The following is an 18,076-nucleotide window of genomic DNA, read 5'->3' on the forward strand; positions in this document are numbered from 1 at the left end:
AACGATCAGCCTAGGGGGTGTCGGGGTGCCGGTGGGGACTGGCCTCGGCCACGTCGGCGGGCAACATGATGCGCGGTGTGGCCGCGTCGGCGGCATCGGCGTCGTCGAGCAGTTCCGCACGCAGACGTGCCGCCGCACTCGCGTCGCGGCGTTCGGTGGACGCGCGCTCGGTGAGTTCGGCCTGGGCCAGGGAGAACGCGCGGGAGGCCGCGGCGACGCGGTCGGTGGCGTCGCGGGTGATGCCCTCGATCTGATCGGCGAGATTCACTGGTCACCTGCCAGTGCGAGGTCGCCGTCGGGGTGCGGCACCGGGTCGACGGCCCCGCGCGGCCCCGAATCGATCGACGTCGGCTCGACCGGCGGCTCGGGTTCTTGGTCTGCGGGTGCTTGGTCTGCGGGTGCTCGGTCTGCGGATTCTCGGTCTGGGGGCGCGGCGTCCGAGACCTGCGGCGCCACGTCCGTGCCGGGCAGGGTCAGCGGCACGTCGGAGTCGGTGGAACCGGAGTCGGTGGAACCTGAGTCGGTGGAACCGGTGCCGGGGTCGGCGGGCGCAACGGTGGCCACCGGTGCGTGGTCGATGATGTCGGCGCGCGGGGCCGGTGGCGGAGTGCGAGGCGCGTGGGCGTCCGTGGCCGCTAGCCCCTCGGTGGCCCTGTTGAGCGTGTCCAGAATGAGATCCACACTCCGCAATGTGATCTCGGCGGTGGACTGCAGCAGCGTGACGCGCGAGCCGATGTCGGCGGCCACCACGGGCAGCGTCACCTTGCCGACGAGGATCGCACCGGGAAGCTCTGCGACCGGCACCCCGGCCACGACGGGCGCCGAGCATCTCGCCACCGCCAGATACCAGGTCCGCAGAATCCGGTCGATGCCCGACGCCGCAGCCCCGGTGGCCTCCGAAAGTGTGCGCAGGACATCGAGATCGGATTCCGCGCGTCGCTGATGCTCGATGATGATCCCCACCGCCGCGGCGCCCGATGCGCTCGACCATCCGTCGTCGAGACGCACCTGCTGCTCAGGTAGACGATGAAGCTGATCGGACACCGCACGGTGCACCGCCGCGAGACGATGCGAGTCCGCCGACAGACCGTTGACGTCGAAGTCGCCGATGCGCCGCAACGGCGCCCGGATCTGCTCGTCGTCGGGCACCACCAGTCCGAGGCTGCGTCCCACCCCGAGAAGTTCCACCAGGGCATCGACACCCTGCAGTGCCCTATCCCGCAGCGCCGGAAGCGAATCCGCGGATCTGCTCACGTGTCCCGCTCCGCGATGCCGCCGAGTTGGTGGGCCTGCGCGGCGTCGGCGTCGACCAGCTCGTCCAGCCCCCGTCCGAGCAGTTCCGACAGACCGTCGGCGGCGGCCGCCTGCTCCCGCAGCCGGTCGGCGACCACGGCGCTCATCACCGCATACCGCTCGCCGAGCGCCCGGTAGCCCGGGCCCACCGCCCAGCCGCCGAAGTGATGTACCGCCATGTCGTCGCCGGCGGCCGACAGCACGAGCGCGGCGCGTCGGTAGAACGAGGCGACGGCGTCGACCTGATCGACATCGACAACCAGCGGTGCGGGCGGCATTCCGCTCGGCGCTCCCGGGTTTCCGGACTCCCCGTGATCCATCGACCGACCCTCCCACGAACGAACGCGCGCCCACCAGACCAGGTGCGCGGTGATGGCGTTGAAGTCTAGACGCAGCCGGCACACCACGGGTTCCATCGCCGCACGCGTGCACGCGATCGCATCCGGATATCCCGGTTTCGCAATACAGAAATCGCTGTACCATCAGTGGGTGACTTCCGGCTCCCCCGTTCTCGAATCCCCCGTTCTCGACTCTCTCGTCCGCTTCGGTCATGCCCTCTCGGACGCGACACGCAGCCGGGTGCTGCTGCGTCTGCGCACCGGTCCGGCGTACCCGGCCGATCTCGCCGACGAGCTGGGCGTGTCCCGTCAGAAGATGTCCAACCACCTCGCCTGCCTGCGCGGCTGCGGACTCGTCGCGGTGGTGCCGGAGGGACGTCGCGCCCGATACGAACTCGCCGACGCGGGCATCGGTCGCGCACTCGACGATCTGATGGGCCTGGTGCTCACCGTCGACCCGTCCTGCTGCCCCGATGCCGAGACGGACGGGTGCTGCTGATGAGCGCAACCATCACCCCCGGCGCCACCCGCCGCGCCGCCCTGCAGCGACGGATTCGATGGCTGGTGGCCGCGACGATCGCCTACAACGTGATCGAGGCGGTCGTGGCGTTGACCGAGGGCACCCGCGTGTCGTCGGCCGCGCTGGTGGCCTTCGGACTGGACTCGGTCATCGAGGTGTCGTCGGCGGCCATCGTGGCCTGGCAGTTCTCCGCACGCGACCCGCAGACCCGGGAGCACACCGCACTGCGCATCATCGCGTTCTCCTTCTTCGCCCTGGCCGCGTACGTGACGATCGATTCCGCGACAACCCTGCTGGGAGTCGCCGAACCCGCGCGGCCGTCGCTGATCGGTATCTGTGTGGCGGTGGCGAGTCTGGTGATCATGCCGGTGCTGTCATGGCTGCAACGTCGCGCCGGGCGCGAACTGGGCTCCCGGTCGGCGGTGGCCGATTCCAAGCAGACCCTGCTGTGCACCTACCTGTCGGCGGTGCTGCTGATCGGCCTTGTGGTGAACGGACTCTGGGGCTGGTCGTGGGCCGATCCGGTGGCCGGCCTGGTGATCGCGGTGATCGCGGTGCGGGAGGGCGTCGAGGCCTGGCGTGGGCGCCTGTGCTGTGCGCCGTCACCACAGGAAGATACCGAATGTGGTTGCTGCGCAAACGATCACGCCAGCGACCCGGCGGCTGGGCAGATCTCAGCGCAGTCCGTGCGCGGCGACCGCCCGTAACAGCGCATCGGGACGCTCGGCGACCGGGGCGTCGGCGACGAGTTCGAAGGCGCATCCGATCCGTCGTGAGCCGCCGTCGGCTTCCTCGCTGTCGCCGACCATCAGCGCGTCATAGCCGGGCACGCCGAGTTCGTCGAGGGCGGCGTGAAAGATGCGCGGGTTGGGCTTGATCGCCCCCACCTCGTACGAAAGCGCCCATGCGCCAACGGTGTCCAACAGATCGTGCAGCCCGAAGACGGCACGCAGGTCGAAGGCGATGTTGCTGACGACGCCCACCGGCACACCGCTCTCGCACAGACCCCGCAGCACGTCGGCGGTGTCGGGAAACGGCATCCACGATTGCGGGTCGAGCACCCGTTGGTACAGGGCCTCGGCGTGTCCGGGCACCGTCAGCCCCGACGCCCGCAGGATCGCCAGATAGGCACGCCGATGCTCGGCGGGGTCGAGATCCCTGCGCTCCCAGGAGATCCGGTCATCGTCGGTCACTGCGGCGGGCAAACCCACCGGCTGGGTCATCCGCCGGATCAGTTCCGCCTGATGCTCGACGTGCAGCGGCGCACCGGATTCGTCGTGCAGGTCGGCGAACCACTCGTCGCGTGCCTCGAACCGGAACAGTGTGCCCGAGAAGTCGAAGAGTACGGCCCGCGGTGTGTTCACGCCTCGACTGCCGTGCCCGCGGTGGACACCACGTCGGCGATACGTTCGGCCACCGCGCGCGCGACGTCGGCGGTGGGCGCCTCGACCATCACCCGGACGAGTTGTTCGGTGCCCGACGGTCGAAGCAGCACCCGGCCGGTGGCGCCGAGTTCGGCCTCGGCGGCGGCCACCGCGTCCTGCACCGATTCGGCACGGGCCACGGCGTGCTTGTCGTCCACCCGCACGTTGATGAGTTCCTGCGGCAGCACCGTCATCACCGCAGCGAGCTCGGCCAGACGTCGTCCGGTCCGCACCAGCTGCTGCATCAGCAGCAGCCCGGTGAGCACGCCGTCGCCGGTGGTGCCGGCCGCGGGGAACACGATGTGGCCGGACTGTTCACCGCCGAGCGTGTAACCGCCCCGGCGCAGCTCTTCGAGCACGTATCGGTCGCCCACCGCGGTGGTGCGCACCTCGATGCCCGCGGCACGCATCGCCAGGTGCAGCCCGAGGTTGCTCATCACCGTGGCCACCAGCACGCCGTCGCGCAACCGGTGCTGCTCGTGCAGTGCGGTGGCGAGGATGGCCATGATGGCGTCGCCGTCGACGATCTGCCCGGTGGAGTCCACGGCCAGGCACCGGTCGGCGTCACCGTCGAGTGCCAGGCCCAGATCGGCGCCGTGTTCGAGCACGGCGGCCTGCAGCTTGTCCATGTGGGTGGAGCCGCAGTCGGCGTTGATGTTGATGCCGTCGGGTTCGGCGTGGATGGGGATCACGTTCACGCCGGCGGCGCCGAACACCAGCGGACCCACCTGCGAGGCCGCGCCGTTGGCGCAGTCGACCACTACCGTCAGCGTGTCGAGGCGGACGTCGAGTGTCTCGGCGAGGTGAGCGGCGTACCGCGCCTGGGCGTCGGGCGCCGCACGCAGCCGACCGACCCCGGCACCCACCGGGTGCGGGAGGTCGCCGGTCATCGCGGCCTCGATGCGGTCCTCCACGTCGTCGTCGAGCTTGTGCCCGCCGGCTCCGAAGAACTTGATGCCGTTGTCGGGCATCGGATTATGCGACGCCGAGATCATCACGCCGAAATCGGCGCGGTAGTCGGCGGTCAGGAAGGCGATCGCCGGCGTGGGCAACACACCGACGCGGATCGCGTCGGCACCCACCGCTGCGAGACCGGCGCAGACGGCCGCCTCGAGCATCTCGCTCGAGGCGCGCGGATCGCGACCGACCACCACCCGGGGACGGCCGGGTGCGATGCCGGAGGAAGTTTCGAGAACGACCGCGGCGGCCGAGGCCAGGCGCAACGCCAACTCGGGGGTGAGCTGGTCGTTGGCCAGGCCTCGGACGCCGTCGGTTCCGAAGAGGCGTGCCAAGTCAGCGCTTGGAGTACTGCGACGCCTTGCGGGCCTTCTTCAGGCCGTACTTCTTGCGCTCCACCGCACGCGGGTCGCGAGTGAGGAAGCCGGCCTTCTTCAGTGCCGGACGATCCTCCGGGGTGACCTCGATGAGGGCACGGGCGATCGCGAGACGCAGCGCGCCGGCCTGGCCCGAGGGGCCGCCGCCGACGAGCTTGGCGTAGATGTCGAACGACTCGGTGCGCTCGACGGTGACCAGCGGGGCCTTGATCAGCTGCTGATGCACCTTGTTGGGGAAGTAGTCCTCGAGGGTGCGGCCGTTGAGCTGGAAGCCTCCGGTGCCCGGCAGCAGACGCACCCGCACCACGGCCTCCTTGCGGCGGCCGACGGTCTGGATCGGGTGGTCGATGACCACGGGGCCACGGTCCACGGCGGGCTCTGCGGCCGCCGCGACGTCGGTGTCGTAGTCGTCGGCGTTCTCGAGGGTCTCGACGGCCTCCACGGCTTCCTCGACAGCGGTCTCGGCGGCGGCGACATCGTCACCGGCCGCGGCCTGTGCTGCTGCGGCGTTCTCCACGGCGGCCTCGACGGCCTCGTCGCTGATGTTCTCGTTGGTCACTGGGCCACCTGCTTGATCTCGAAGGGGACGGGGCGCTGGGCCGCGTGGGGATGGTTGGGTCCGGCGTAGACCTTCAGCTTGGAGGCCATCGCGCGACCGAGCTTGGTGTGCGGGAGCATGCCCTTGATGGCCTGCTCGACCACACGCTCGGGGTGGGACTCCAGCAGCTCCGCAGTCGTCCGGACCGTCAGGCCACCGGGATGCCCGGAATGGCGGTAGTTGAGCTTGCGCTCTGCCTTGTTGCTGGTCAGCGCAACCTTCTCGGCGTTGATGATGATGACGAAGTCGCCGCCGTCGACGTGCGGGGCGTAGGTGGGCTTGTGCTTGCCGCGGAGCAGAGTGGCACTCTGCACGGCGAGCCGGCCGAGCACCACGTCGGTGGCGTCGATGACATGCCACGAGTGTGTGATGTCACCGGCCTTCGGGGTGTAGGTAGGCACAGTCGGTCCTTCTCTTTCACGAGATTCGGGTATCGGTCGGGTGTCGTGGCGGAGGAGTTCCCGGCGACCGATGGGGACCCGGGCCTCGGTGACCCGCCGCCACCAGGGCAGACGGGTGCCGCGCACCAGCGATCCAGCTTACGCGAGAGCGCAGGTCAGGGTCAAAACGCCCGCCGCGCTCACGCGTCCGCGACGCGCGCCGAGCCCACGGCGGTGGCGCACTGCGCGTCCACCGGTTGCCCGTCGGAGCCCGCCTGACATCCGATACTGACCTGCAGATCGCCGGCCACCAGTACATACCAGCGGATCGCCGAACCCGAGGCGGGCGCCTCCCGGTAGGCGATGACGTCACGTCCGGCGAATCGGGTGGACGCGGAGAACTCGGTCACCACGTCGTCACCGCGCTGCCGGATCCGGTTGGCCAGGCTGGTGGCCACCGACTCGGTGGTCGATCCCGATCGCACCTCGGTCTGCACCAGCAGGATGCGGCCTCCGGTGGCGGGATCGGTGAACACCGTCCGCGACACGGTGTCGGCGGTGCCCGCCGATCCGCTCGGCGGCGGTGGTGAACTCTGCTGCCAGTCGGTCGGGACGATGAGGGAGGTCCGCCCGACGCTGAGTTGCCGTGTCGGATCGGGAGGCTGTTCGTCGCGTTGCCATACCCCCACCACCGCGGCCCCGACCGCCACCACCAGTGCCACCGCCGCAGCAGCCCACACCCATCGACGACGCGTGGACGGTCGTGACGAGGAGTCGGCACCTCCGGCGGGGTCCACGACGTGCGTCATCGGCTCGATCAGCCCCGAACGGGCGCCGTAGCGGGCGATCAGTGGGTGGTCGACACCCACCACGCGGCCCGCGACGACATGCGCCCTCACCAAGTCCATGGCATCGGAGACCTCCGCGGGAACCTCGCCGTCGACGAACACGGCCTCCACCGAGTCGTCGATGAGCGACTCCACCCGATCGGCCGGTCCGTCCGGGCCGATCACGCCGCTGCGATCGATCACCCAGCCGTCGGCACCGCGGGTCAGTCGCTGCACATCCCAACTGCGCGGCAGCGGGTGTGCGGGATCGACCGGATAGCCGGGGACGTGCGTGGTCTCCACCACCGCGCACCGCTGCATCGCGACGTCGCTGTGACTGCGGGCGATCAGCACCGCGCGCGGGACCAGCGACACGTCGACGGGTAGGTCGGCCACCGCCGCGGCGAGCACCGCCCGGCGCACCGCACCCCACGTGCTGGGATAGCCGATCACCACCGGCCGCGTGTCATTCGCGCCGGGTGTGGCGGCGGCGATCGCCGCACCCAGCGTGTCACGCAACACATCCCGGGTGAACCGCCGCCCGCCCGCGACCGGCACGGTCGCCGCGTCGACGGATTCGAGCATCCCGCGCAGCGCTGCGGCCTCGGTGCCCGTCGCGTAGACGGGATCGAGCACGAGGGGTCGTGGCCGGGGTGCGGCGGACCGGTCGGTGACCGTCATACGGTTCTCACACCTGCGATCTCACTGCTCGACCAGATGGGCGATCTGGATCATCTCCTGCGGACGCGTCCGTGAGATCAGTTCACCGCGGCCGGGAACGAGTTGTTGCATCCGCGCCCGACCGACGATGTAGCCCTCATCGCGGTCGCCGCTCATCAGCAGGACGTCGCTGGAGAGGTCCTTGAGCCGGGCGATCACCGGGTCGAACATCGCGCGGCCCAGGCCGCCGGAGCGGCGGGCGAGCACGATGTGCATGCCGATGTCGCGCGCGTGGGAGGCCAGATCCACCAAGGGCTGCAACGGATTTCCACCCGAGGTGGCCACCATGTCGTAGTCGTCGACGATCACGTAGACGTCGGGACCCGACCACCAGCTGCGGTCCTTGAGCTGCTGCACCGTGAGGTCTTCGGGCGGCAGCCGTTTGGTGAAGTACGCCGCGAGCTGATGCATCATCTTGGTGGCGTTCTCCCCGGAACTCGCGTACCCGGCCAGGTGGTCGCCGTCGATGATGCCGAGCATCGTCCGCCGGTAATCCACCAACACGATCTTGCACTGCTCGGGCGTCGAATTCCCGACGAGTCCGGTCACGATGCTGCGCAACAGATTCGTCTTGCCGTGCTCGACGTCGGCGAACGCCATGAAATGCGGTTGCGTGGTGAAGTCGAGGATCACCGGGGACAACTCGAGCTCGCCGAGCCCGATCGCCACCTGGTTGGGCGCCAACGTGATTCCCGACGATGCGACGAGGTCGTGCACGGTGTCAGGGGTGATCTCGGTGCCGAGTTTGCGAACCTTCATCGCACCGCGACCCGGATACGCCGCGGCAAGCTTCTCCACGGCCTGGACCACTCCGGCCGTCAGCGTCTGCGCGGTGCACACGCCGTCGAGGCGCGGCAGCGCGATCAGCATGTGCAGTTCGTCACCGGTGAGGCCGCGGCCGGGCCGGTTCTGCGGCACCGACGACGCGGCACGACGGCCCATCTCCGAATCCATCGCGTCGCCGAGCCGCAATTCGAGTCTGCTGCCGATGAGGTCGCGCATCGCGGGCCGGATCTCACCCCAGCGGGTGGCGGTCACCACCACGTGGACGCCGTAGCTCAGGCCCTGCGAGACGAGCACGTGGATCTGGTCTTCTAGGAAGTCGAACTCACCGCGCAGCACGCCCACACCGTCGAACACCAGGAACACGTCGCCGTGACGATCCTCGGCGAGTGGATCGTCGGGCGCGAGGCGGCCGGTTGCGAACCACTCACCGCGCCGGGCGCGGTAGTCGTGCATCGACTCGATACCCAAGCGGGAGAACAGCAGTTCGCGATTGCGCAGGATCGTCGACACCTCGGCGACGGTGCGGCGCACGGCATCCATGTCGCCGCGGGAGGCCACCGACCCCACGTGGGGCAGCCCGGCGATGCCGGTGAGGCTGCCGCCGCCGAAATCGAGGCAGTAGAACTGCACCTGTTCGGGGGTGTGCGTGGCTGCCGCCGACATGATCAGCGTGCGCACCGCGGTCGACTTGCCCGACTGCGGACCGCCCACCACCGCCACGTTGCCCGCCGCCCCGGCGAGGTCGAGGATGTGCAGGTCACGTCGCTGGTCGTAGGGACGGTCGACGATACCCACGGGCACCTGCAGCCGTCCGGGTGCCGCCGCGACGGTGAAGTCACGCGCACCCACCATCTGATCGACCGTCGAGGACTCGTCGAGCGGCGGCAACCAGACCTCGTACGCGGCCGGACCGTGGCCGCGGATGCGCTCCATCAGCGTCTGCAGGAGCGTCGGCACGCCGACCCCCACCACGTCGGCGTTGTCCTCGTCGGCGTCCTCCCCTGCCACGGGTGGTACCTCGTCGAGCAGCGCGGCGGCCGCATCGAGCACCGACCCGGAGGAGACCTCGGCGACGGCGTCGTCGTGATCGTGGTCGAACGGTACCGGCAGGGCGGTGAAGAACTTCATTCGCCCGCCGCCGCGTTCCACCAGCGGGGCGTCGACCTCGGACTCGTGAGCCGACGGCGAATGGTAGGGGCCCGACACGTAGGAGGTGTTGAACCGCAACGGGTCCGACGCATCGCATTTGAGGTAGGCCGAGCCGGGCACGCTGGGTAGATGGTAGGCGTCGGGCACGCCCAGCACCGAACGGGACTCGTTGGCCGAGAACGTCTTCAATCCGATGCGGTAGGACAGGTGGCTGTCGAGTCCACGCAGCTTGCCCTCCTCGAGTCGCTGCGAGGCCAGCAGCAGGTGGATGTGCAGGGACCGGCCCAGGCGTCCGATCGCCACGAACAGCTCCGCGAAATCCGGTTTCTGCGCCAGCAACTCGGAGAACTCGTCGACCACGATGAACAACGCGGGCAGCGGTTCGAGCCGCACCCCCGACGCGCGCGCCTGCTCGTAGTCGCTGACATTGGCGAAATTGCCTGCCGCACGCAGGATCTCCTGGCGCCGATTCATCTCGCCCGAGAGTGCGTCGCGCATGCGGTCCACCATCGCGAGTTCCTGCTCGAGGTTGGTGATGATCGCGGAGACATGCGGTGCGGCCTCGAGCCCGAGGAACGTGGCGCCACCCTTGAAGTCGACGAGGACCAGGTTGAGCTCGGTCGGCGAATGGGTGGCCAGCATCGACACCACGAGGGTGCGCAGGAACTCCGACTTTCCCGAACCGGTTGCGCCGATGCACAATCCGTGCGGTCCGGTGCCACCGTGGGCGCTTTCCTTGATGTCGAGTTCCACCGGGGTGCCGTTGGGGGTGTAGCCGATCGGCACGCGGAGCCGGTCACGCCCGGTGCGGCCGCGCCAGGCGATCTCGGGTTCGAATCGCGCCATGTCGTCGATGCCGAGCAGCGCGGGGAGACCGGGGTCGCTGCTGGTGGCCTCGGAGTCGAGGTTGGCCAGGCTGGCCGCGGTCGCGAGGTGATAGCGGGCCATCCGCCGCGCGATGGTCTCGGCCTCGGCGATCGTCACCGAATCCATGTCGGCGAACTCCTCGACCCCAACCGCACTGCGGGCGAGCACCTTTCGGTTACGCACCACCAGCTGCAGGCCGCGCCGGGCGGCGAGACCGTCCGGCGGTGCGGTGAGGTCGACGATGGTGACGCCTTCCATCCCGGCATCGTTGACCAGACGTTCGTCCCCGGTCACCTGCCCGTCGTCGATGATCACCACGAGGTGTGGGCGGCCGGGTGTCGGCGGCGCCGACCGGCTGAACCGACCTCGCTCGAGAAGGTCTGTGGCCATGGAGTTCTCGAAGTCGGTAAGTGTCGGGTACAGCATGCGCATCGGTCCCACGGCGTCGCGCAGCCCGGGGTGCCCCGCCTGCGGCAGCCACTTGGTCCAGTCCCACGCCTCGCCCGCCGGATCACCGGTGATGATGGCGATGCGCAGGTGGTCGGGACCGTGGAACGCGCACAGTTCCACCACCATCGCGCGCACCAGATCTCGCGTCTCCTGGCGTGCCCCTTCGATGTTGACCGCCGGGAATCCGCGCAACGAGATCGCCGTCGGTAACCGGTGCACCACCGAATGGGTTCGCACGAAACGACGTAACGCCACCATCGACACCGGCTCGAGATCCTCGAGCGGACCGGTCTCCGGTGGCATCAGCCGGGTCGCGAGGCCCTGCGATCCCACACCGACCCGCACGTGCGCGAAGTCGGGGTCCTGCGGCCGCCGTTCCCACATCCGCCTGCTGCCCACCACCCCGAGCAGTGCGGTGGGGTCGGGGTGAGACCAGGTGAGTGCGGCGCGCTGCGCCTCCACGGTGTCGAGAACCTGGGTGCGCAACTGACCGAGATAGCGGAAGTAGTCCTTGCGCTCCTCGTTGAGCTCGGCCGCGCGTTTGCCGCCGCCACGACCGCCCGCGGCGAACATGCCCATCATCGACATGACCATCATCAGCGGGAACATCATGAACAGCGGATTGCTCAGGATGCTGCGCCCGCCGGTGGCGAACATCATCGCGATCATGCCGATCACCGCGACGATCATCACCACCGGCAGCAACTTCATCAGCATGCCGCCGGGCACCACGCGCGGAACGTCGGGCGGGGGCGCGATGGCCAGCTCACCACCGGGAGTGCGGGGCGGGGTGATCCGCGCACGCCGCACGAATCCCTCCGTCGTGACTGCCAATGCTTCCCCCGAATCGGTGTTGACGCCTGCCCGGCCGGTTTCCACCGCCCGCCTCGGCAGCCTGTAGAAACCGCGCTTGGTCGGCGTCGTCGTGGTTCGCTATGTTAACTGCGAAACCGGCGGGGAGGTATCGAAGGTCATGACTTCTGTGGACACAGCGCCGGCGTCGGGCGTCGGTCCGGGGCGCGAGCGGCGCCCCGCCCGCACGGACGTGGGGATCGAACCGGCGCTGGTACGCGTCTCGGTACTGGGCGGCAACACCCAGCTCGACGTGGGGCTGCCCGCCGCGATCCCGGTGGCGGCGCTGATCCCGGAACTGGTGGCGCAGATCGAATCCCGCTCACCGGTACGACGAGATCCCGACGATCCCGAATCCGATCCCGGCGCGAGTCCCGGTGGTCGTCCACATGACCGACAGCACCGTTGGACCCTGGCGCTCGTCGGTGGCGGTGACCCGATAGCACCCAACAGGTCGTTGAGCGAGTCCGGTATCCGCGACGGCGACCTCCTCATCCTGCAATCGGTACGCACCGGGGAAACCCCGATCCTGTTCGACGACGTCGTCGACGCCGTCGCCCGGCTGAATGAGTCCGGATTCTCGGCGTGGTCGGCCACCGCCGCCCGTAACGCCGGTTATGTGGTCGCTCTCGCGGCGTCGCTGATCGCCGCGGTGAGTCTGGGGGCGGCCCGTATCGCGGGCACGGGCAGTTGGGTGGCCGCACTGAGCGGTGTCGCCGCCGTGGGCTTCCTGGTGGCCGCGGTGATCGTCGCGCGACACTATCGCGACGCACTCACCGCCACCGTGTTGTCGGCGACGGCGATGCCGCTGGTCTTCGTCAGCGGGATGCTGATCCCACCCGGCGGATACGGCGCCGCCCATCTGGGTCTGGGTGCCGCGCTGGTGCTGCTGGCGGCGACGCTCTCCTACCGCGTCACCGCGGTGGGCCCGGTCACCCACAGCGCGCTGACGTCGGCGGCGTTGCTGGGTGCGCTGGCCTGTGTCGGCGCGATGGTGTGGGAGGGCAGGGTTCCCGAGGTGGCGGCCGTGACCGCCGCCGTGGGGCTCGCGGTGATCGGAATGGCGCCCCGCGCAACCATTCTGCTCGCCAAACTGCCGCTGCCCCCGGTACCCACCGCGGGTGCACCCATCGACCTCGACGCCGCACAGCCGGCACCCGCGATCGAGGGCATCGGCGCGATCGGCGCGATGGCACTGCCCAAGGCCGACGCGCTCGAACGCCGTTCCCGGCTGGCCAATGCGTATCTCACCGGGATCGTCGGCGGCGTCACCCTGATCACGGCCACCGCGGCCGTGCTGGCCGCCGACCCCCTGTCGGGTTTCGACGCCAAGCGGGTAATCTACGCCGCCGTCATCGGCGCCGCGCTGTGTCTGCGCGGTCGCTCGCACAGCGACCTGGCCCAGGCGTCGACGCTGATCGCCGGCGGCACCGCCACGCTGCTCGCGGTGACGGTGGGCCTCGCCTTCGGTGCGCACAACTGGCCGGTCGTCGGGTTCGCGGTGGCCGTGGCGATCGCGATCGGCGCGTTCGTCCTCGGTGTCATCGCTCCGCAGAACGACTTCTCCCCCGTCATGCGCCGCTCCGCGGAGATCGTCGAGTACATCCTGCTCGCCCTCGTGGTGCCGCTGCTGTTGTGGGTTCTCGATCTCTACCAGATGGTCCGGGAGATCTGACGGTGCCCTCAGCCGCCTGTGCGGTCGGCGCGCGCACCGTGTCGGCGACCGTGACCGTCCTGCTCTGCGTCGCGTTGGCCGCGCTGCTCGGTGCGGCGCCCGCCGTGGCACTGGGTCCGCCGACGATCGACCCCGGGGCGCTGGTGCGCTCGGCACCGGTGACACCGCCCGGGCCTACCGAGCAACGAACCCTGTGCGCCACCACCGTTCCCGCCATCGGCCACTCGTCGCCGAGTGCCGCGCAGGAGATGATGAACCTCCCCGAACTCTGGCGCATCAGTCGCGGTGGCGGCCAGCGGGTTGCGGTCATCGACACCGGCGTCACCCCCAATCCCCGGTTGCGCCGCGTGCAGGGCGGCGGTGATTACGTCTCCACCGGCGACGGACTCTCCGACTGCGACGTGCACGGCACCCTCGTCGCCGGCCTGATCGCCGGTGCGCCCAGCGCGAACGACACCTTCGCCGGAGTGGCCCCGGACGCAACGATCATCTCGATCAGGCAGTCCAGCAACACCTTTCAGGCGAAGAACGACCGCAACGACGACGATCCCCACGTCGGCGGCGGATACGGATCGGTGCGCACCCTGGCCAATGCGGTGGTCCGCGCCGTCGACCTGGGCGCCACGGTCATCAACATCTCCGAGGTGGCGTGTGCTCCCGCGGGCACCAAACTCAACGACCGCTCACTGGGCGCCGCGGTCCGCTACGCCTTCGACCGCAACGTGGTGGTCGTGGTGGCCGCGGGCAACCTCACCCGCAGTTCGGCGTGCGGCACCCAGAATGCGGCACCCCTGGGCGACGACCCGCTGGGTTGGAAATCCGTCTCCACGGTGGCCAGTCCCGCCTGGTTCTCCCCGTACGTGCTGACAGTGGGGTCGGTGGACGCGGGCAGCGGCGCGCCGAGCGATTTCAGCCTGCACGGCCCGTGGGTGAGTGTGGCCGCGCCGGGCACCGAGATCGTGAGCGTCGACGGTTCGGGGCGGCCGGTGTTCGCACAGCAGGATGCGCAAGGGCCGGTTCCGTTGCGCGGCACCAGTTTCTCCACCGCGTACGTGGCGGGCTTGGCGGCGCTGATCCGTGCATCGCACAAGGATCTGACGGCACGGCAGGTGATGGATCGGATCGTGCGGACCGCGCACGCTCCCGGCCCGGGGCACGACACGGCCATCGGGTACGGCGTGATCGATCCCGTCGCCGCGCTGACCGCCGAACTCGCGGCGTCGCCGGCTCCGGACGCCGACACCCCGCACCCGATCGCCGCGCCCGCGATGCCACCGGCGGCGGACCACACGGCGCGGACCGTCGCACTGATCGGGGTGGGCGCGGCCGCGGTCGCGATCGTCGTCGTGCTCGCGGTGTCGCTTCCGCACCGACGCGTCCGCACGCTCGACCCGGACGAGTACTGATCGCGCCGACTTCACGCACTACTGCCGTATTTTCGTGTCACCTGGCGACACGAAAATACGGCACAAGGGCGTGCGACGCCGCCGCAGAACCTAGTTCGCGGTGCGGGCCGGCCGCAGTTCGCGGGGCAGTGCGAAGGTGAGTGTCTCCTCGGCGGTGGTCACCTTCTCGACGGTGCCGAAGCCGTGTTCACCGAGCAGGTCGATGACGCCGCGGACCAGCACCTCGGGCACCGACGCACCGGAGGTCACGCCCACCGTGTTCACGTTCTCCAGCCAGGCGGGGTCGATCTCGCGCGCGTAGTCGACCAGGTGTGCCGCCGACGCGCCGTTCTGCAGCGCGACCTCCACGAGACGCACCGAATTCGACGAGTTCTTCGATCCCACCACGATCACCAGGTCGCAGCTCGGTGCCATCGCCTTCACCGCCACCTGACGGTTCTGCGTCGCGTAGCAGATGTCGTCGCTCGGCGGGTCGTTGAGCAGCGGGAACCGCTCACGCAGTCGCCGCACCGTCTCCATCGTCTCGTCCACCGACAGCGTGGTCTGACTCAGCCAGATCACCTTCGATTCGTCGCGCACCTCGACACGGTCGACGCTGTCGGGACCGTCGACGAGCTGGATGCGCTCAGGCGCCTCACCGGCGGTCCCCTCGACCTCCTCGTGGCCCTCGTGACCGATCAGGAGGATGTCGTAGTCGTCGCGGGCGAACCGCTTGGCCTCCTGATGCACCTTGGTGACCAGCGGGCAGGTGGCGTCGATGGTCTGCAGATTCCGTGCGGCCGCGGTGCGATGCACCTCCGGGGACACGCCGTGTGCGGAGAACACCACGATCGCGCCCTCGGGCACCTGATCGGTCTCGCCGACGAACACCGCGCCCCGTTCGGTGAGCGTCTCCACCACATGCCGGTTGTGGACGATCTCCTTGCGTACGTACACGGGGGCACCGTGCTTGTCGAGGGCGCGTTCGACGGTCTCGACCGCACGATCGACCCCGGCGCAGTAACCACGCGGTTCGGCGAGCAGGACACGTTTCGGAACGGACATGAGACCAAGCGTACGGGTTTGGTGACCTCCGGGTTGGTGCCCGCTGTGTCAGATGGCAGAGTGTGACCATGGTTCGCGCACCGTATCCGGCTCGCATCGCCGCAGGTCTACTCGTCGTGGCGATCGAGGAAACCCGCAAGCTGCCCACACTGCTGTTCACCCTTCCGATGACGGCGGTCAGCCAGACCCTGCAGGCGGGGATGAAGGCCCAGCAGGGCATCGCCGAACTCGCGATCAAGGGCGACGAGGCCATCGAGTTGCTCTTCGACCGGCCCGCCGAGCAGCCCGAATGGGCCCGTTTCGACGAGGACGAGGCCGACGAGATCGAGGCCCCCGCGCCGCCTGCGGAACCGAAACCCCGGGCAGCACCCGAACCGAAAGCGGCGCCCACACCGACAACCGCATCCACGGCGAAACCCGCAGCAAAGGCGAAACCCGCGGCAACGGCGAAACCCGCGGCAACGGCGAAGAAGGCCGCGGCCGACCCGGCACCCACCGCGCGCGCCGACGCCGGGCGGTTCGCGCTGTACAGTTCGGCCCCCGCCGAGCTCATCGAAGCCGATGCCGCCGCCCACAAGGGCGCCGCCCAGACGGACGAGAACTCCGTATCCGACGTCGACAAACCCGAGATCGTCGACTACATCGAATACGACTCGTTGACCCTCGCCCAGCTACGCGCCAAGCTGCGGTCGGTGGGCGTCGACGATCTCACCGCACTCGCCGACTACGAGAAGGCCACCCGGGACCGGGCACCGTTCCTCACCATGCTCGACAACAGGATCGTCGCGCAGAACAAGCGCCACACCCCCACGTGACAGGTCCCACCCCCGGCCGTGGCGAACACACGGCGTCGAGCAACTCCGCCGACAATCCGTGGCCGGTCCGCACCGTCAACCGCAAGATCGGCGACTGGGTGCACCGGCTCGGTCAGATCTGGGTGGAGGGCCAGGTGACCCAGATCTCGCCGCGGCGAGGCACGCGGCTGTCGTTTCTCACCCTGCGTGATCCCGCCGCCGACATCTCGATCACCGTCACCTGCAACCCGGACCTGCTGGCCCGCACCGAGGTGCCGCTCAGCGAAGGCAGCCACGTGGTGATGCTCGGCCGACCCGAGTTCTATCCCGGCCGGGGCACCATCTCGCTGCGGGTCACCGACATCCGGCCCATCGGCATCGGACAGCTGCTGCTGCGCATCGAACGGCTCCGGCAGCTGCTGGCCGCGGAGGGACTGTTCGACACGCGGCTCAAGAGACCGCTGCCCTTCCTGCCGCGTGCGGTGGGCCTCATCTCGGGCCGTGCCAGTGCCGCGCAGAAGGACGTGATGAGCGTGGCGGCCGGCCGCTGGTCGTCGGTGCGTTTCGAGGTGCGTGATGCCCCCGTGCAGGGGCCTACCGCGGTGGCGCGCATCCTCGCTCAGCTCGCCGACCTCGACGCCCATCCCGAGGTCGACGTGATCATCATCGCCCGCGGCGGGGGCAGCGTGGAGGACCTGCTCCCGTTTTCCGACGAGGCGCTGCTGCGCGCGGTCGCCGCCTGCGTCACCCCGGTGATCAGCGCCATCGGCCACGAACCCGACACCCCGCTACTCGACCTGGTTGCCGACGTCCGCGCGGCAACTCCCACCGACGCGGCCAAACGGGTGGTGCCCGACGTGGCCGCCGAACTCGCCGGAGTCGCGCAGATGCGCGGCCGTGCCGCGCGCGCCCTGCGCAACTGGGTGTACCGCGAGGAGCATCGGCTGGCGGGGCTGCGCGATCGTCCGGTGCTGGCCGACCCATACTCGATGATCGACCGGCGTGCCGAACGGGTCGACCGGATGCGCGCCGACATCCGCCGTGACGTCACCCGGCTGCTCGACACCGAGGAACGCCGGCACGAACACCTGTCGGCCCGCCTCGCCACGCTGGGGCCCGCGCAGACCCTGGCCCGCGGGTACGCCGTGGTGCAGCGCGTCGATGGCCGTTCACCCGTGGTGGTGAGTACGGTAGCGGACTTGCCCGCGGGTGCCGAACTGCGTATCCGGGTGGCCGACGGCGCCGCGCCGGCGCGGGTCACCGACGAGAACACCCGGGACGAGAAGAGGAGTCAGTCGTGAGCGATCCGGCGAAAGGCAAGTCCGCCAAGGCGATACCGGTGACGGAGCTCGGTTACGAACAGGCCCGCGACGAACTCGTCGAGGTGGTCACCACGCTCGAACGCGGTGGCCTCGACCTCGACTCGTCCCTGGCCCTGTGGGAGCGCGGCGAGGCACTCGCCGACCGGTGCGAGGAGCATCTGACCGGCGCGCGCGAGCGGATCGAGGCGGCCCTGGCTCACGAGAACGGCGAGCCAGACGAAACCGGCGACGGCACAGACGAATTCGACGACGACGACGCAGACGACGAGAACGCAGACGACGAGGACTGATCCGGGC

Annotated in this window: 17 protein-coding genes; 7 read left to right on the plus strand and 10 right to left on the minus strand. The window is 69.7% G+C overall.

Going from position 1 to position 18,076, the window contains the following annotated elements:
• Positions 1 to 10 precede the first annotated feature (10 nt).
• Genes ACWDTD_RS05985 through ACWDTD_RS05995 form a run of 3 tightly spaced genes read right to left on the minus strand, consistent with a single transcriptional unit; the run spans position 11 to position 1,613 of the window.
• Entirely contained in the window at positions 11 to 268 is a 258-nt protein-coding gene (locus ACWDTD_RS05985; RefSeq protein ID WP_449746153.1) for a hypothetical protein, read from the minus strand.
• On the minus strand, positions 265 to 1,254 hold the full coding sequence (locus ACWDTD_RS05990) for a hypothetical protein (RefSeq protein WP_449746154.1): 990 nt from the start codon (positions 1,252 to 1,254) through the stop codon (positions 265 to 267). Before ACWDTD_RS05990 ends, ACWDTD_RS05985 begins: the two co-directional genes overlap by 4 nt.
• Complete coding sequence (locus ACWDTD_RS05995) at positions 1,251 to 1,613, minus strand: hypothetical protein (RefSeq protein ID WP_449746155.1); 363 nt, start codon at positions 1,611 to 1,613, stop codon at positions 1,251 to 1,253. Before ACWDTD_RS05995 ends, ACWDTD_RS05990 begins: the two co-directional genes overlap by 4 nt.
• A gap of 169 nt (positions 1,614 to 1,782) precedes the next feature.
• Between ACWDTD_RS05995 and ACWDTD_RS06000 the strand changes: the two genes are divergently transcribed.
• Both ACWDTD_RS06000 and ACWDTD_RS06005 read left to right on the plus strand, forming a co-directional pair.
• Positions 1,783 to 2,130 carry an ArsR/SmtB family transcription factor gene (locus ACWDTD_RS06000; RefSeq protein ID WP_449746156.1) on the plus strand — a complete coding sequence of 116 codons (348 nt, stop codon included), beginning with the start codon at positions 1,783 to 1,785 and terminating at the stop codon, positions 2,128 to 2,130.
• Positions 2,130 to 2,858 (plus strand): cation diffusion facilitator family transporter, encoded by a 729-nt coding sequence (locus tag ACWDTD_RS06005; protein ID WP_449746157.1) that lies wholly within the window; start codon positions 2,130 to 2,132, stop codon positions 2,856 to 2,858. The genes ACWDTD_RS06000 and ACWDTD_RS06005 overlap by 1 nt, the downstream gene beginning before the upstream one ends.
• Here the strand turns inward: ACWDTD_RS06005 and ACWDTD_RS06010 are convergent.
• The 6 genes from ACWDTD_RS06010 to eccCa all read right to left on the minus strand — a co-directional run bounded on the left by ACWDTD_RS06010 (position 2,826) and on the right by eccCa (position 11,520).
• Positions 2,826 to 3,515: an HAD family hydrolase gene (locus tag ACWDTD_RS06010; protein ID WP_449746158.1), complete on the minus strand. Its 690-nt coding sequence runs from the start codon at positions 3,513 to 3,515 to the stop codon at positions 2,826 to 2,828. The two genes, ACWDTD_RS06005 and ACWDTD_RS06010, sit on opposite strands and share 33 nt — an antisense overlap.
• On the minus strand, positions 3,512 to 4,867 hold the full coding sequence (glmM, locus tag ACWDTD_RS06015) for a phosphoglucosamine mutase (RefSeq protein WP_449746159.1): 1,356 nt from the start codon (positions 4,865 to 4,867) through the stop codon (positions 3,512 to 3,514). Before glmM ends, ACWDTD_RS06010 begins: the two co-directional genes overlap by 4 nt.
• 1 nt (position 4,868) lies before the next feature.
• Positions 4,869 to 5,468, minus strand: coding sequence for a 30S ribosomal protein S9 (rpsI, locus tag ACWDTD_RS06020; protein ID WP_449746160.1), 600 nt, complete (start codon positions 5,466 to 5,468; stop codon positions 4,869 to 4,871).
• Entirely contained in the window at positions 5,465 to 5,908 is a 444-nt protein-coding gene (gene rplM, locus ACWDTD_RS06025) for a 50S ribosomal protein L13 (RefSeq protein WP_449746161.1), read from the minus strand. Before rplM ends, rpsI begins: the two co-directional genes overlap by 4 nt.
• Positions 5,909 to 6,087: 179 nt before the next feature.
• Entirely contained in the window at positions 6,088 to 7,395 is a 1,308-nt protein-coding gene (locus tag ACWDTD_RS06030; RefSeq protein ID WP_449746162.1) for a type VII secretion-associated protein, read from the minus strand.
• A 21-nt stretch (positions 7,396 to 7,416) separates the two neighbouring features.
• The gene (gene eccCa, locus ACWDTD_RS06035) at positions 7,417 to 11,520 is read right to left on the minus strand and encodes a type VII secretion protein EccCa (RefSeq protein ID WP_449746163.1); all 4,104 of its coding nucleotides are present in this window, start codon (positions 11,518 to 11,520) and stop codon (positions 7,417 to 7,419) included.
• Between the two features lie 139 nt (positions 11,521 to 11,659).
• Between eccCa and eccD the strand changes: the two genes are divergently transcribed.
• Positions 11,660 to 13,213 carry a type VII secretion integral membrane protein EccD gene (eccD, locus tag ACWDTD_RS06040; protein WP_449746164.1) on the plus strand — a complete coding sequence of 518 codons (1,554 nt, stop codon included), beginning with the start codon at positions 11,660 to 11,662 and terminating at the stop codon, positions 13,211 to 13,213.
• A gap of 2 nt (positions 13,214 to 13,215) precedes the next feature.
• A complete protein-coding gene (gene mycP / locus ACWDTD_RS06045; RefSeq protein ID WP_449746165.1) occupies positions 13,216 to 14,619 on the plus strand; it encodes a type VII secretion-associated serine protease mycosin in 1,404 nt (467 codons plus the stop codon).
• Between the two features lie 90 nt (positions 14,620 to 14,709).
• On the opposite strand, the gene ACWDTD_RS06050 is transcribed toward mycP, so the two are convergent.
• Positions 14,710 to 15,663: a 4-hydroxy-3-methylbut-2-enyl diphosphate reductase gene (locus ACWDTD_RS06050; protein WP_449746166.1), complete on the minus strand. Its 954-nt coding sequence runs from the start codon at positions 15,661 to 15,663 to the stop codon at positions 14,710 to 14,712.
• A gap of 68 nt (positions 15,664 to 15,731) precedes the next feature.
• On the opposite strand from ACWDTD_RS06050, the gene ACWDTD_RS06055 reads away from it, so the two are divergent.
• Genes ACWDTD_RS06055 through ACWDTD_RS06065 form a run of 3 tightly spaced genes read left to right on the plus strand, consistent with a single transcriptional unit; the run spans position 15,732 to position 18,069 of the window.
• Complete coding sequence (locus ACWDTD_RS06055; protein ID WP_449746167.1) at positions 15,732 to 16,478, plus strand: lipid droplet-associated protein; 747 nt, start codon at positions 15,732 to 15,734, stop codon at positions 16,476 to 16,478.
• The gene (gene xseA / locus ACWDTD_RS06060) at positions 16,475 to 17,758 is read left to right on the plus strand and encodes an exodeoxyribonuclease VII large subunit (RefSeq protein ID WP_449746168.1); all 1,284 of its coding nucleotides are present in this window, start codon (positions 16,475 to 16,477) and stop codon (positions 17,756 to 17,758) included. Before ACWDTD_RS06055 ends, xseA begins: the two co-directional genes overlap by 4 nt.
• Positions 17,755 to 18,069 carry an exodeoxyribonuclease VII small subunit gene (locus ACWDTD_RS06065; protein ID WP_449746169.1) on the plus strand — a complete coding sequence of 105 codons (315 nt, stop codon included), beginning with the start codon at positions 17,755 to 17,757 and terminating at the stop codon, positions 18,067 to 18,069. Before xseA ends, ACWDTD_RS06065 begins: the two co-directional genes overlap by 4 nt.
• Positions 18,070 to 18,076: the final 7 nt, after the last annotated feature.

The organism is Gordonia sp. NPDC003425, assembly GCF_053588635.1.

What these genes read in the sequence shown, in the direction of transcription:
- ACWDTD_RS05995 (WP_449746155.1), bottom strand. Translation starts at nt 1,613, where the DNA reads ATGGATCACGGGGAGTCCGGAAACCCGGGAGCGCCGAGCGGAATGCCG.
- ACWDTD_RS06005 (WP_449746157.1), top strand. Translation starts at nt 2,130, where the DNA reads ATGAGCGCAACCATCACCCCCGGCGCCACCCGCCGCGCCGCCCTGCAG.
- eccD (WP_449746164.1), top strand. Translation starts at nt 11,660, where the DNA reads ATGACTTCTGTGGACACAGCGCCGGCGTCGGGCGTCGGTCCGGGGCGC.
- ACWDTD_RS06055 (WP_449746167.1), top strand. Translation starts at nt 15,732, where the DNA reads ATGGTTCGCGCACCGTATCCGGCTCGCATCGCCGCAGGTCTACTCGTC.
- ACWDTD_RS06030 (WP_449746162.1), bottom strand. Translation starts at nt 7,395, where the DNA reads ATGACGGTCACCGACCGGTCCGCCGCACCCCGGCCACGACCCCTCGTG.
- ACWDTD_RS06050 (WP_449746166.1), bottom strand. Translation starts at nt 15,663, where the DNA reads ATGTCCGTTCCGAAACGTGTCCTGCTCGCCGAACCGCGTGGTTACTGC.